Below are 14,986 nucleotides of genomic sequence, written 5' to 3'. Positions count from 1 at the left end.
CCCCGGGTTCCGGGGCGACTCCCCCTGCCCACGATGACCGCACCGTCCCCACTCAGCGCCCGCCGACCGGACGTGCTCCGATGCCCCGCGACCAGCTGGGCAGCACCATGCTGTTCCCGGCCCAGTTCGAGTACAGCGCGTACAGCGTGCTGGCCGGGCCGGCCGAGCCGCCGCCCGCGGACGGCGAGCCGTACCGGGTCCGGATGCGGCGGCTGGCCCGCCGCCGTCCGATCCGGACGGTGCTGATCACGCTGTTCGCGTTCGCCTTCGAGAGCACCTTCTTCGGCTGGCTGATCACCTCGATCGAGCTGCCCGACCAGCGCCTGCACACCGTGCTCTACGTGGCCACCGTCTTCATGATCGGTGCGACCGCGCTGATCGAGCTGTTCCGGCTGGTCAACGTCGTGACGCTGTGCCTCGCCACGCTCTGGGCCTGCGATCCGGTGCCGGTCGTCCCGGACACCACGCTGCGGGTCGCCTTCCTCACCACGATCGTGCCGGGCAAGGAGCCGATCGCCATGGTGGAGAAGACACTGCGGGCGGCCCGGAAGATCCGGTACGCCGGCACGTACGACGTGTGGCTGCTCGACGAGGGCGACGACCCGATCGTGAAGCTGATGTGCCGGCGGCTGGGGGTACGCCACTTCAGCCGGAACGGGCGGGACGAGTACAACACCCGAACCGGCGCGTTCAAGACGAAGACCAAGCACGGCAACTACAACTCCTGGCTCGACGCGCACGGCGACGGCTACGACGTCTTCGTCTCGGTCGACCCGGACCACGTGCCGGCGCCGAACTTCTGCGAGCGGCTGCTCGGTTACTTCCGCGACCCGGACGTCGGGTTCGTGGTGGGCCCGCAGATCTACGGCAACTACGACAACCTGGTGACCCGGTGGGCCGAGTCGCAGCAGTACCTGTTCCACTCGCTGCTGCAGCGGGCCGGCAACCGGCGTGGCATCGCGATGCTGGTCGGCACCAACAACGCCGTACGCATCTCCGCCCTCAGATCGATCGACGGTCTGCAGGACTCGATCACCGAGGACATGGCGACCAGCCTGCGGATGCACGCCACGAAGAACCCGGAGACCGGCCGCCGCTGGCGTTCCGTCTACACCCCGGACGTGCTCGCCGTCGGTGAGGGCCCGTCCTCCTGGACCGACTACTTCACCCAGCAGCACCGCTGGTCCCGGGGCACCGACGAGGTGGTGGTCCGCCGTTTCGCCCGGCTGGCGTGGCGGCTCGGGGTGGGCCGGGCGCTGCACTACTCGCTGCTGATGTCGTACTACCCGCTGACCGCGGCGGCCTGGCTGCTCGGCGCGGCGAACGCGGCCGGATTCCTGCTGCTGGGCGCGAAGGGCGTACAGGTGCCGGAGTCGGTCTGGCTGATGCTCTATGTGGACGCCGCGCTGTTCCAGATCGGGCTCTACCTGTTCAACCGGCGGCACAACGTCAGTCCGCACGAGGGTTCCGGATCCTCCGGGCTCGCCGGGATGCTGGCGTCCACTTTGTGCACTCCGATCTACGTGTCGTCGTTCCTCGGCGCGGTGCTGCGCCGGAGGGCCGGGTTCGTCGTCACGCCGAAGGGCGACTCGACCAGCCCGGACCGGCTCGCCACGTTCGCACCCGGACTGCGCTGGGCCGCCCTGTACGCCGCGATGCTGGCCGTCGCGCCGTTCATCGACCACGTCGACGCCGCCATGTACGCCTGGCCCGCGCTCAACCTCGTCATCTGCCTCACCCCGGCCATGATCTGGCTGACCCGTACCCGGAAGGAGCCCTCCGCATGAAGCCCCCCTCGCGTCCCACCCTCGCTCGTCGCCTGGTGAGCGGTCTGGCCACGCTGGTGGTGCTCGCCGGAGTCGCGGTCGCCAACCGGCCGATGGTCGCGGTCGGCGCCGAGGCGCTGCACACGTACCAGATCAACCGGGAGTCCTACAAGAAGAAGTACGGCCACTGGGCCCGCCTGCCGGTGCCGCGCGGCTACCGGGTCAACGCGATCCACGCGGCGCTGCTGCACACCGGCAAGGTGCTGATCATCGCGGGCAGCGGCAACAACCGCGACGCCTTCGAGGAGAAGAGTTTCCGTACGGTCCTGTACGACCCGGCCACCGAGAAGTTCACCGAGGTGGAGACACCCACCGACGTGTTCTGCGCCGGGCACACCTTCCTGCCGAACGGCAATCTGCTGGTGGCCGGCGGCACCAAGTCGTACGAGGTGCTGGAGAAGGACGTCGAGCACGCCGCCGGCGTCATGAAGCTCAAGAACGAGTCGCCGGACCACGGCGACCGGACCTTCGAGAAGGGCACCCGGCTGCTCTCCGCCACCGGCGAGGTCTACCTGACCCGGACCAAGGTGACCGTGCCGGCGGCGAAGAAGGTCACCCACGGCGCGCACACGATGGTGCACGCCGGCGAGGCCGAGGTCTGGGTGGACGCCGAACGCAAGGGCGACGCCCCGGTGGCCCGCGAGGGCGCCCAGTACCGGATCGACGGGTTGACCGGGGACGACGCCAAGAACCTGTACGGCGTGGCCGACAAGATCACCAGGGAGAAGCAGGAGTACGGCGGGGACAAGACGTCGTACGAGTTCGACCCGGTCGCCGAGCGTTACGTCAAGACCGGAAGCCTGCGGGACCACCGGTGGTACCCGACCCTGATCGGGCTGACCAACGGTGAGGTCCTCGCCGTCTCCGGCCTCGACCAGTTCGGCCGGGTGCTGCCCGGGCGCAACGAGCGGTACCTGCCGGGCGAGCGCCGCTGGGTCCGCGCCCCGGAGCTCAAGCGATACTTCCCCACCTATCCCGGCCTGCACATGATGGCCGACGGGCAGGTCTTCTACTCCGGTTCGAACGCCGGCTACGGCTCGGACACCGAGGGCCGTACGCCGGGCGTCTGGGACGTGCGGCGCAACAGATTCAAGACCGTTCCGGGGCTGCGGGACCCGCGGATGACCGAGACCAGCTCCTCCGTGCTCCTCCCGCCGGCGCAGGAGCAGAAGGTGATGATCCTGGGCGGCGGGGAGATCGGTGAGTCGCCGGTCTCCACGGCACGGACCGACATCATCGACCTCGACGCGAAGAAGCCGGAGTACAAGCCCGGCCCGGACCTGCCCCGCCCGGCCCGCTACCTGTCCACAGTGGTGCTGCCGGACGACACGCTCTTCACCACCGGCGGGTCGTCGGGCTACCGCGGCGGGCCGTACCAGGGCAAACCCCGCAGCGATCTGTTCAACTCGCAGATCTACCGGCCGGCCGAGAACGACTTCGCGACCGCCGCCGAGTCGACCGTCGGCCGCAATTACCACTCCGAGGCGATCCTGCTCCCCGACGGCCGGGTGATCACCCTGGGCGGCGACCCGCTCTACGACAAGTCCGGGAAGAACGCCGGCACGTTCGAGCAGCGGATCGAGGTGTTCAGCCCGCCCTACCTGTTCCACGGCGAACGACCCCGGATCACCGGCGGGCCGGCCGAGATCGACCGTGGCTCGACCGCCCGGTTCACCACCCCGGACGCCGCCCGGATCGCCTCGGCCCGGCTGCTGCGGCCCAGCTCGGTCACCCACGTGACCGACACCGATCAGCGGTCCGTGGCCGTCGAACTGGAGACCGGCGCCGACGGTGTCGAGGTGTCGGTTCCGGAGAAGCCCGGACTCGTGCCGTCCGGTTGGTACATGCTCTTCCTCGTGGACGACAAGGGCGTACCGTCGACGGCCCGGTGGGTCCGGGTGCGTTAGCTGATGGGCCGGCACCTGAAGGCCCGCCGCAGCCGGCGGGCCGTGCTGCTGGCCGCCCTCCTCGGGGTGGCGGCCGGCGGCGTCATCCTGCACGACCGCGAACCGGCGCCGGCGGTTCGCGTGACACCGGAGACCACCGGCATCGCGTACCCCGGCCTCTATGTCGACCCGAACGGCGCCGCCGCCGCGTATGTGCGGGCCCTCGAACGCTCCGGGCGCAAGGCCGAGGCCGCGATCCTGCGGCGGATCTCCGATCGGCCCGCCGCCACCTGGTTCACCGACGCGGCGCCGGGATATCCGGCCCGGGCCCGGCGACTGGTGACCGCGGCGAGCGCGGCCAAACGGCTACCGGTGCTCGCGCTCTACTTCATCCCGAACCGGGACTGCGGGAGCCATTCCAAGGGTGGGGCGACGAGTGCTCACGCGTACCGGCTCTGGGTCTCGGCCCTGGCCCGGGCCATCCGCGGGCATCGCGCGCTGATCATCCTGGAACCGGACGCGGTCGCGCAGGCGGTGGGCGGCGGATGCCTCACCGCGCGCGCCGCCAGGCAGCGCTACGCGCTGCTCGCCGCGGCGGTGACCACCCTGCAGGCCCAGCCCGGGGTGTCGGTCTATCTCGACGCCGGCAATCCCACCTGGGTCCCGGCGGCACGGATGGCGCCGGCGCTGCGCCTGGCCGGCGCCATCAAGGCGCGCGGCTTCGCGCTCAACGTCGCCAACTTCGAGACGACGGCAGACAATTTACGGTACGGGCGACAGCTCTCGAAGCTGCTCGACGGCCGGCACTTCGTGATCGACACCAGTCGCAACGGCAACGGTCCGGCCCGCCGCGGACCCGGCGACCGGCACTGGTGCAACCCGCCCGGGCGACGGCTCGGAGTACCACCCACGCTGCGGACCGGCCGGCCGCTCGTCGATGCGTACCTCTGGGTGAAACGCCCGGGTGAGTCCGACGGCGCCTGCGGCCGGGGCGCTCCGCCCGCAGGTCAGTGGTACCCGGCCTATGCGCGCAGTCTCGCCGGGTCATGAGACTCTTGACTCAATTCACCCCTTGACCGGGGTACGCCGATAACATCGGCGAAGTCGGGACAGCGCCGTCCTGGAGCCATCCGAGCTAAGGAGCGCCCCGATGACCGACCAGCCTGCCCACCTGGACCGAGAGGGTTCGGACGCGGCGTTACGAGCCGACATCCGGCGGATCGGCACGCTGCTCGGCCAGACCCTCGCCCGGCAGGAAGGCCGGCCGCTGCTGGACCTGGTCGAGGAGATCCGCGCACTGGTCCGGCAGGACGCGCCGGCCGCCGCCGACCGGCTCTCCGCCATGGACATCACCACCGGCACCAAGCTGGCCCGCGCCTTCTCCACCTACTTCCACCTGGCCAACATCACCGAGCAGGTGCACCGCGCGCGGGACCTGCGCCGGCGCCGCGCCAAGGACGGCGGCTGGCTGGACCAGGCGGCCACCCGGATCGCCGAGCGGGAGATCCCGGCCGACGAGATCGCCGCGGCCGCCCGCCGCCTCGCGGTCCGCCCGGTCTTCACCGCACACCCCACCGAGGCCGCCCGCCGCTCGATCCTGTCGAAGCTGCGGCAGGTCGCCGACTCGCTCGACGCCGAGTCCGCCGCCGCAGCCCTGTACGGCGCGACCGACACCACCGCCTCCACCAAGCGCTTCGCCGAGCTGATCGACCTGCTCTGGCAGACCGACGAGCTGCGCCTGGACCGGCCGGACCCGACCGACGAGGCCCGCAACGCCGTCTACTACCTCAAGGACCTGTACGCCGAGGCCGCCCCGCAGGTCCTCGACGACCTGGCCGAGACGCTGCGCCGGCTCGGGGTGGAGACCGCACCGACGTCCCGGCCGCTCACCTTCGGCTCGTGGATCGGCGGCGACCGGGACGGCAACCCGTTCGTCACCCCGACGGTCACCCGTGACGTCCTGCTGATCCAGCACGAGCACGGCATCCAGGCCACCGAGAAGGCCATGGACAAGCTGATCGACGAGCTGTCCGTCTCGCGCCGGCTGCGCGGCGTCTCGCTGGACCTGTCCGCCAGCCTGGCGCAGGACCTCGACAACCTGCCCGAGATCGCGGACCGGTTCCGCCGGGTCAACGCCGAGGAGCCGTACCGTCTGAAGGTCCGGGCGATCAAGGCGAAGCTGGCCAACACCCGCGCCCGCCTGCGCAACGGCATCGCGCACGTGCCCGGCCGCGACTACCTGGGCAGCGACGAGCTGATCTCCGACCTCGAGCTGATGCGCGCCTCGCTGGCCCGCAACTCCGGCCAGCTGCCCGCGGTCGGTGTGGTCGCCACCGCGATCCGCCAGGCGTCGGCGTTCGGCCTGCAGCTGGCCACCCTCGACGTGCGCGAGCACGCCGAGAAGCACCACGAGGTGCTCCAGCAGATGTACACCCAGGTCGGCGAGGTCGACGACTACGCCACCCTGGACCGGTCGGACCGGACCAAGCTGCTCGCCTCCGAGCTCACCGGCCGGCGGCCGCTCTCCAGCGCCGACACCCCGCTCACCGACTCGGCCCGCAAGACGTTCGACGTGTTCAACACGATCCGCGAGGCGCAGGACGCCTTCGGGCAGGACGTCATCGAGACCTACATCATCTCGATGACCCTCGGGGTGGACGATGTGCTCGCGGCGGCCGTACTGGCCCGCGAGGCCGGCCTCGTCGACATCCACACCGGCCGCGCGCGGGTCAACATCGTGCCGCTGCTGGAGACGCCGGCCGAGCTCGACGCCGGTGGCGACCTGCTGGACGAGATGCTGTCGCTGCCGGCCTACCGCGAGATCGTGCGGGCCCGCGGGGACGTGCAGGAGGTCATGCTCGGCTACTCGGACTCCAACAAGGAGGCCGGGATCACCACCAGCCAGTGGCGCATCCACAAGGCGCAGCGGTCGCTGCGTGACGTGGCGGCCCGGCACGGGGTCCGGCTGCGCCTTTTCCACGGCCGGGGCGGCACGGTCGGCCGTGGTGGCGGTCCGACGCACGAGGCGATCCTGGCCCAGCCGTACGGGACGCTGGACGGCGCCATCAAGGTGACCGAGCAGGGCGAGGTCATCTCCGACAAGTACACGGTGCCCGCCCTTGCCCGGGAGAACCTGGAGCTGACCGTCGCCGCGGTCCTGCAGGCCACCCTGCTGCACACCCAGATCCAGGTGGACCCGGTACGCCTCAAGGTCTGGGACTCCACCATGGACACCGCCTCGGACGCGGCGTTCGCGCAGTACCGGTCGCTGGTCGAGGACCCGGACCTGGCCGCCTACTTCTGGGCCGCCACCCCCACCGAGCTGTTGGGCGCCCTGAACATCGGCTCCCGCCCGGCGAAACGCCCCAACGCCGACGCCGGCCTGAGCGGTCTGCGGGCCATCCCGTGGGTGTTCGGCTGGACCCAGACCCGGCAGATCGTGCCCGGCTGGTTCGGCGTCGGCACCGGCCTGGCCGCGGCCCGCGCCGCCGGCCTCAGCGACGTCCTCGACGAGATGCACGGCAACTGGCAGTTCTTCCGCACCTTCCTCTCGAACGTCGAGATGATGCTGGCCAAGACCGACCTGTCGATCGCCCGCCGCTACGTGGAGACCCTGGTCCCGGAGGAGCTGCGGCCGATCTTCACCAAGATCGAGCAGGAGTACGCGCTGACCGTCCAGGAGGTCCTCGCGATCACCGGCGGCAGCGAGCTGCTCGACTCCCAGCCGGAGCTGTCGCGCACGCTCAGTGTCCGCGACACCTACCTGGAGCCGCTGCACCACCTGCAGGTGGCCCTGCTCCGCCAGTACCGCGACCTGGGCGAAGGCGGCCGCCAGATGCCCACGGCCCCGGGCGCCCGCCGCGGCCCGTCCGACTCGACGGCGCTGGAGCGCGCGCTACTCACCACGGTCAACGGCATCGCCGCCGGCATGCGCAACACCGGCTGACCACCCCCGCTTCACCGACCGCCCCTGCTTCACCGACCGCCCCGGCGCGCCTCCGCACCGGGGCGGTCGCCCTTTCCAGCGGCTCCCGCCCAGCACGCCGGCGGCTCCCGCCCAGCACGCATGCCTGCCCACCGGGCCCAGCCGACCCACGCCCTGATACATGCCTGAGCGGCGGCCCACCACCACGAGCCGCCCACCAGCCACGCCTCCACCGCCCCGAGACATGCCTGACCGGCGGCCCACCACCACCAGCCGCCCACCAGCCACGCCTCCACCGCCCCGAGACATGCCTGACCGGCGGCCCACCACCACCAGCCGCCCACCAGCCACGCCTCCACCGCCCCGAAACATGCCTGACCGGCGGCCCACAAACACCAGCCGCCCACCAGCCACACAACGCGGCACCCGAGACCCGCCCGAGCGGCGGCCCACAAACACCAGCCGCCCACCAGCCACGCAACACGGCACCCGAGACACGCCCGAGCGGCGGCCCACCAACACCAGCCGCCCACCAGCCACGCAACGCGGCACCCGGGACATGCCTGAGCGGCGGCTGGTGGGACAGAGCAGCCGGCCCGCCTGCCCCGAGGTGCGGGCGGCGGGCCGGAAGCGGATTGCGGCAGTGTCAGCTGGTTTCGCCGGCGAGGCTGAAGCTGCCCAGCCGGTTGATGGCGACCGCGGTGCAGACCACCGCGAAGACCGCGCTCATCACGATCGCCGTGGTGAGGCCCACCTGGGACGTCAGGATGGCGGTCGGCGAGATCTTGTCGGCGATCGTGATCACGTACTGCTGGATGGAGAGGACCCGGGTGCCGCTCAGGAAGTTACCCAGCAGGCCCTCCCAGACCAGGATGTAGACCAGGCCGAGCAGGACCGGCCGCCGGGTCAGCAGGCTGAGCAGGACGAACAGGGCGGAGTACGCGATCGAGCCGGCCACCGCGGCCACGGCCAGGGCGGTGCCGAGCTCGGCGGAGCCGGCCAGCAGTCCGACCACGAAGAGCGGCAGCGCCGTGGTGAGGGCGGTGACCACGACGGCGACGCCGAACTTGGCCAGGATGATGTCGCGGCGCGGGAGCGGCTTGGTCAGGATGTGGACCAGCGTCCCGTCGTCGACCTCGGAGCCGAGCACGCCGGTGCCGACGATCAGCGCGATCACCGGGAGCATCACGGCGAAGCCGAGGCCGACGATGACGGCCTGGCCCCATTGGTCGGGCGACACATCGTACGCCCGGACAGTCAGCGCCAGGCCGATGAGCAGCAGGGGCAGCGGCAGGAGCAGCAGTGCCCGGCGGCGGCCCAGGAGGCCACGCGCCGTGATCAGGGCGACGGTAGACATCAGGCCTCCAGCAGGTAGGAGAAGACGCTCTCCAGGGATTCGTCGGACGGCACCAGCTTCTGCAGCCGGATGCCCTGGTCCAGGGCGATCCGCGGCAGCGCACGGGTGAAGCTGCCGTAGTCGGACGCTCGGACGGTGAGGCCACCGGCCTCGATCTCGATGCCGCTCACCGATTTCTCGGCGATCAGCGCGACCGCGAGCCGCCGGTCGTCGGAGCTGCGGACCGCGAAGACGTGCGGCCGGTTGGTCATCAGCCGCCGGATCTTGCGGTAGTCGCCGGAGGCCGCGAGCCGGCCCGCCACGATCACCTGGACCAGGCCGGCGACCTGCTCGACCTCTTCCAGGATGTGCGAGCTGAACAGGATGGTGTGGCCGCGGTCGCCGAGCGAGTGCAGCAGCTCCATCATGTGCATCCGCTGGCGCGGGTCCATGCCGTTGAACGGCTCGTCGAGCAGCAGCACCCGCGGCTCGTGCACCAGCGCGGCGGCGACCCGGGTGCGCTGCCGCATGCCCTTCGAGAAGGTCTCGATCCGGCGGTGTGCCGCATCGGTCATCTCGACCAGTTCCAGGGCGCGGCGGGCGGCGCCGGCCGGGTCCGGCAGTTTCTGCATCTTGGCGCAGGCCAGCACGAACTGTTCGGCGGTGAGGAAGCCGTGCACCGCCTCGCGCTCGGTGACCAGGCCGAGGTCGCGGTAGACGGCCGGGTTGCGCCAGGTCGGCTTGCCGTCGATGGTCAGCGTGCCCCGCGACGGGGCCAGGAATCCGGCCATCATGTGCAGCACCGTGGTCTTGCCGGCGCCGTTCGGGCCGAGCAGGCCGGTGACGCCGGCGCCCAGCGACATGGTGATGTCGTTGACCGCTACGACGTTGCCGTACCAGCGGGTCACGTTCTGCAGGTCGATCACGGCGGTGGCCGCGCCGGTCTCGGCGGCGAAGGTCTCGGTCGTCACAGCGAGGCCACCTTCCGGTAGCGGGCGAGCAGCAGCAGGAGGCAGGCGGCGATCAGGCAGAACGCCTCGATCGCGTAGACCGGGCCGAAGCGGCCGATGGGGAACTCCATCTCGCTGGTGCCCGGTGTCAGCCAGGCGCCGATTCCGGCGATCAGGGTCATCGGACTGGCCAGGCCGGCCAGGTTGTTCGCGGTGGTGGAGCCGATGATGCTCAGCACGCCGACCACCGGGGTGGTCACCAGGAAGACACCGACGATGCCACCGGCCGCGAAGGCCTGCTTGCCGGTCAGCGACGCGATCAGCAGGCCGATGCTGCTGAACAGGACCGCCCAGAGCAGGCTGTAGCCCCAGCCGGGAACCAGGTCGAGGAACTCGTTCCACACCCCGCTCGCGCCGTCCTTCGTGGTGAACGCCGCGCCCAGGAACATGATCAGCTGCGGGATGCCGAGGAGCAGCCACACCGCGGTGACCATGGCGGCGAACTTCGCCAGCACGTAGTCGGCCGCGCGCAGCGGACGGCTGAAGTACAGCGGGAGGGTGCCGGACCGGATGTCACGGGACATCAGCTGAGGCGCGAGGATCGCGACGAAGAAGATGATCAGCCAGGACATCTGGTCGTCGAACTGGACGTAGGTGAAGATCACCTCGCCGAGCTGCGAGCGGACCGCGGCCAGGATCACCGCGACCAGCAGCATGATGCCGGCCACCAGCCAGGGGAAGATCTTGGCCTTGGCCGAGCGGCCGAAACCGAACGAGGCCCGCAGACCGTGTACGTAGAGCGCGGTCAACCCGGCACGACGGCCGAGCCGCTGCCCCTCGTACCGCTGGTATCCGATGTCATGGATGACGCCTGCCTCAGACATCGGCGGCCTCCTTCGCGGTGAAGAGCTCGGCGACCCGGTGCCGGCGCTGGTCCAGGCGGTGCAGGGACAGGTCGAGGTCGGTGACCGCGTGCAGGATCCGGTCGTACGCCGTCTCCGACTCCATCGGGACGAGGAGCAGCCGGCCCTCGCGGGAGACCGCCATTCCCATCTCGGCGAGGGCGGCGGCGAGTTCGTCCGTACCGTCGCTGACCTCGACCGCAAGCACATCGGAGGCCTCGGTCATGCTGGAGATGCGGTCGGCGCGCAGCAGCCGGCCGCCCTCGATGGCGATGAGGGAGTCGCAGATCCGCTCGACCTCGCCGAGCAGGTGCGAGCAGACCACCACCGAGATGCCGAACTCGGTGCCGATCCGGTGGATCAGGGCGAGCATGGCGTCCCGGCCGGCCGGGTCGAGGCCGTTCGTCGGCTCGTCGAGCAGCAGCAGGTCGGGGTCGTGGACCAGCGCCTGAGCGAGCTTGACCCGCTGTTTCATGCCGGTCGAGTAGCCGCCGATCTGCCGGTAGCGCTCCTCGTAGAGGCCGACGTGCCGCAGCGCCTCCGAGGCGCGTTCGCGGGCGGCGGTCCGTGGGAGCCCGCTCATCCGGCCCAGGTGGGTGACGAACTCGGCGGCCGAGACGTCCGGTGGCAGGCAGTCGTTCTCCGGCATGTAGCCGACGCGGGCGCGAACCTGGTCGGTCTGCGTGACGGGGTCGAGGTTGAAGACACGGACGGAGCCGCTGCTGGGCGGCACCAGTCCGAGCATGATTTTGATGAAGGTGCTCTTACCGGCGCCGTTGGCGCCGACGAGGCCGATGACGCCCTCGTCGACAGCAACGGTCAGGTCGGCGAGGGCGGTCACCCCGCCGCCGTACGTCTTGGTCAGCGCCTCCGTAGCGATGATGGTCACGGGTTCAGCCTAGAAAGCCCGCGCACCGCCGTGGATCCGGAAGTCCCCTGAGGCGTACTCAGGGTTTCTCAGCCGCCTCTCAGGAAACTCAGCTCACCGCCACCTGGAAGACCGGCAGCTTGCCGAGCCTGCGGTATTCGCGCAGCGCGGCCGGGGTGCTGTCGACCGACGAGTCCTGGCCCTTGTGGTTGCCGGGTGTCTCGAAGTGCACCATCGCCTTGATGCCCGGGAAGTGTTTGATCTGCTTGCCGACCTCGCGGTAGAACTCGGCCATATGGCTGGGGTTCCGCTTGGAGAACCAGACACCCCACTCGGCGATCATCAACGGCTTGCCCGGATGTGCCCGGCGGACCCAGTTGTAGAAGCCGGGCCAGCCGGGCTTGCTCGCCGAGCGGCGGTTCAGCAGCTCGGCGAAGTCGCCGTGGCCGTAACCGGGGTCGCTGTACGAGTACGTGTCGAACCCGATCCAGTCGACCACGTCGTCGCCCGGGTACATGTGGCGGAACCAGCTCTTCGTGGTGTGCGGCACGTACGCCATGTGCACCAGAACGGTCACCACGTTGTTCGCGCCCTTGGCCCGCAGCCGCTTGACCACGTGCCGGAACATCTTCGCGTAGTCACGTGCCGTGTACCCCGAGCCGGCCCGCTCCCGGACCTGGTCCTCGGCCTCGTGGTGGATCGCGAAGAAGAACTTCTCCCGGTAGTTCTTCTTGAGGTGGACCGCGAGCCGGTCGAGGAACTCGTCGGTGCGCCGGTCACCCTTGGCGATCGCGGCCCAGGTGGCACTCTCCGGCTTCCAGTTGAGCAGCAGGACCCGTTTGCGGCCGGGTTCCCGGGAGATCGCGATCTCCTGCGGCGTCGGGAAGAGCTGCCGCGTCCCGCTGTGGTACGCGTGGAAGATCGCCTGGTGCCGCCCCGTCTTGCGCTCGAACTCGGCCAGCGCCCGGGTGCTCTTCTCCTCGGTGTGCGCGCCGGGCGCCACGCCCCAGAGCACGCCGCAGGTCGGCACCAGCTTGGCGCCGGTGCGGCACTTCTTTCGCCGGTGCGGCTGTGGCTGCTGCTGCGGCTCGGCGAACCGGGCCGGGACACCGCCGAGCAGCGGACCGGCCAGCCCGCGGGCCACCGGCGACCGATACGTGGGCAGTACCGGATCCGGCAGCCCGGTGTACCGCGGCAGCACGACCGCCGGCGCGGAAGCCGACGTGGATGCCGACGTGGACAGGGCCGGCGTCGGCGCCAGGATCCGCACGCCGGGGTCGGGCAGCGCGCTGTGCCGCAGCGGTGAGGTTCCCGGCTCACCGCGGGAGGGCTGCGCCGGCACGTCGGCCATCGGCGCCGTCACGGTCGGGTCACCGGACGACGCGTACGGCAGTCCGATCTGGTCGACACCGCCGGTCCACGCCCAGGCGAGGGTGGCCGTCACCGACATGGCGAAGGCCGTGGTCAGCGCCGCGATATGAAGAAACCGAGAACGGGTCTGTCTCACGATCGCCCAGTATTAAAGGATCATTGCGACTTGTCCAGGAAGCTGGGCTTTTAAACACAATTAAGTCATAAGCGGGTTTTATCCGGGTGGACGGAAGATCAGCGCCGGAGCCCTGACCCGGCTCGACCGCCGCGATCGGGGCTGCGAAACTGTCCCCCAAATCGTCTGCAGGGGGATTTCGAAGTGAATGGTTCGGTACTACCCGACGACGTTCTGCGGGACGCCCCGTCCTTCACGCCCCGCCCCTACGAGCTGGCAGACCTCGAACTGCTGCTGTCCGGCGCATACGCGCCGCTCACCGGCTTCCTCGGGCGCAACGACCTGGCGTCGCTGGCCCGCCGCGGACGGCTCGCCGACGGCACCCCCTGGCCGGTTCCGGTCACCTGTGAGATCCCCGCGGAGATCGCGGCCAAGCTGGACCTCGCCGACCCGCGGCGCCGCACGGTCGTCCTCACCGACCTGGAAGGCGCGCCGGTCGCGGCCATCGAGGTCACCGACGCCTGGCAGACCGGGGAGCAGAGGTACGGCATCGGCGGCCCGGTCCGCCGGATGGGCGACGGGGGCCACGGGCCGTTCCAGCGTCTGCGGCGTACGCCGGCCGAGGTGAAAGCCCTGCTGCCACCGGGCCGGGTGCTCGGCGTCATCGCCGACCGGCCACTGCACCGGCCACAACTGGCGCAGATCGCGCACGCTGCGCGTACCCTCGCTGCGCATCTCTTGATCTTGATCCCGGTCAGCGGACCGGGACCGGACGGCCTGCCGCCGGAGTCGCTGGTCCGCTCGATCTTCGCCGCCCGCGACCGGATGCCGCCGGCCACCATCGTGGCCGTGCCCCTGATGACCCGCCGCGACGAGATGCGCGACGCGCTGCTGCGTGCCCGGGTGGCCCAGGCCTACGGCGTCACCCACGTGCTGTCCACCGGTGAGGCTCTCTCCGGCGCCGGCCTGCGGGTCCTGGTGCCGCGCGAGCTCGCCTACGACAACCGGGACGGGCAGTGGCGCTGGCGCGACGACATCCCGCCGCGCAACCGCCGGCTGGCGATGAGCCCGGCCGAGATCGACGACCTGCTGGACCGCGGTTTCCCGCTGCCCGAGTGGCACACCCCGCCGGCCGTCGCCAAGGAGCTGTCCCGGGTCCGGCCGCCGCGCCGGCACCGCGGCCTGGTCGTCTTCTTCACCGGCCTGTCCGGCTCCGGCAAGTCCACGATCGCCCGCAACCTCGCCGACGCCATGCGGGAGAACGGCGAGCGGACCATCACCCTGCTCGACGGCGACGTGGTACGCCGCGAGCTCACCGCCGGTCTCGGCTTCAGCAAGGCCGACCGGGACCGCAACGTACGCCGGATCGGCTGGGTCGCCGCCGAGGTGGGCCGGCACGGCGGCATGGCGGTGGCCTGCCCGATCGCACCCTACGAGGCGGCCCGCGCGGCGGCCCGGCAGATGGCGATGGAGGCCGGCGCCGGGTTCATCCTGGTGCACGTGGCGACCCCGCTGGAGGTCTGCGAGGCCCGCGACCGCAAGGGCCTGTACGCCCGGGCGCGCGCCGGCCAGCTGCGCGGGATGACCGGCATCGACGACCCGTACGAGATCCCGCCGAACGCGGAGCTGACCGTGGACACCACCACGATGACCGTCCCCGAGGCGGTCGAGGTGGTGCTCGGCTACCTCGTCGAAAGCGGCTGGGTGGAGCCCAAACTGACGTAGCCCCATCACTATCGGCGGGAGTGTGGCGTTACCCCACAGGGGCGAAACGCCCAAAGCTGGCAACCCACACTCCTCCTGGAAG

General features: G+C 70.8%; 10 protein-coding genes. 5 read left to right on the top strand and 5 right to left on the bottom strand.

Annotated features, from left to right (window positions below):
* Positions 1-80: 80 nt before the first annotated feature.
* From OHA21_RS42980 to ppc, 4 genes are all read left to right on the top strand, one after another.
* A complete protein-coding gene (locus OHA21_RS42980) occupies positions 81-1,787 on the top strand; it encodes a glycosyltransferase family 2 protein (RefSeq protein WP_328465212.1) in 1,707 nt (568 codons plus the stop codon).
* Positions 1,784-3,733: a galactose oxidase-like domain-containing protein gene (locus tag OHA21_RS42975; RefSeq protein WP_328465210.1), complete on the top strand. Its 1,950-nt coding sequence runs from the start codon at positions 1,784-1,786 to the stop codon at positions 3,731-3,733. Before OHA21_RS42980 ends, OHA21_RS42975 begins: the two co-directional genes overlap by 4 nt.
* A gap of 3 nt (positions 3,734-3,736) precedes the next feature.
* Positions 3,737-4,762, top strand: a complete 1,026-nt coding sequence (locus tag OHA21_RS42970; protein ID WP_328465208.1) for a glycoside hydrolase family 6 protein — start codon at positions 3,737-3,739, stop codon at positions 4,760-4,762.
* A 100-nt stretch (positions 4,763-4,862) separates the two neighbouring features.
* Positions 4,863-7,658, top strand: a complete 2,796-nt coding sequence (ppc, locus tag OHA21_RS42965; protein ID WP_328465206.1) for a phosphoenolpyruvate carboxylase — start codon at positions 4,863-4,865, stop codon at positions 7,656-7,658.
* 625 nt (positions 7,659-8,283) lie between these two features.
* Here the strand turns inward: ppc and OHA21_RS42960 are convergent.
* From OHA21_RS42960 to OHA21_RS42940, 5 genes are all read right to left on the bottom strand, one after another.
* A complete protein-coding gene (locus OHA21_RS42960) occupies positions 8,284-8,994 on the bottom strand; it encodes an ABC transporter permease (protein ID WP_328465204.1) in 711 nt (236 codons plus the stop codon).
* A complete protein-coding gene (locus OHA21_RS42955) occupies positions 8,994-9,944 on the bottom strand; it encodes an ABC transporter ATP-binding protein (protein WP_328465202.1) in 951 nt (316 codons plus the stop codon). The genes OHA21_RS42960 and OHA21_RS42955 overlap by 1 nt, the downstream gene beginning before the upstream one ends.
* On the bottom strand, positions 9,941-10,807 hold the full coding sequence (locus OHA21_RS42950; RefSeq protein WP_328465200.1) for an ABC transporter permease: 867 nt from the start codon (positions 10,805-10,807) through the stop codon (positions 9,941-9,943). Before OHA21_RS42950 ends, OHA21_RS42955 begins: the two co-directional genes overlap by 4 nt.
* Positions 10,800-11,714, bottom strand: a complete 915-nt coding sequence (locus OHA21_RS42945; protein WP_328465198.1) for an ABC transporter ATP-binding protein — start codon at positions 11,712-11,714, stop codon at positions 10,800-10,802. The genes OHA21_RS42950 and OHA21_RS42945 overlap by 8 nt, the downstream gene beginning before the upstream one ends.
* Positions 11,715-11,802: 88 nt before the next feature.
* The gene (locus tag OHA21_RS42940; RefSeq protein ID WP_328465196.1) at positions 11,803-13,200 is read right to left on the bottom strand and encodes a glycosyl hydrolase; all 1,398 of its coding nucleotides are present in this window, start codon (positions 13,198-13,200) and stop codon (positions 11,803-11,805) included.
* Positions 13,201-13,383: 183 nt separating this feature from the next.
* Between OHA21_RS42940 and cysC the strand changes: the two genes are divergently transcribed.
* Entirely contained in the window at positions 13,384-14,904 is a 1,521-nt protein-coding gene (gene cysC / locus OHA21_RS42935) for an adenylyl-sulfate kinase (protein ID WP_328465194.1), read from the top strand.
* The last annotated feature ends 82 nt before the right edge of the window (positions 14,905-14,986 follow it).

Origin of the sequence: Actinoplanes sp. NBC_00393 (assembly GCF_036053395.1) — a bacterium.
Classification (GTDB): domain Bacteria; phylum Actinomycetota; class Actinomycetes; order Mycobacteriales; family Micromonosporaceae; genus Actinoplanes.
This window is presented reverse-complemented; position numbering and strand designations above follow the sequence as displayed.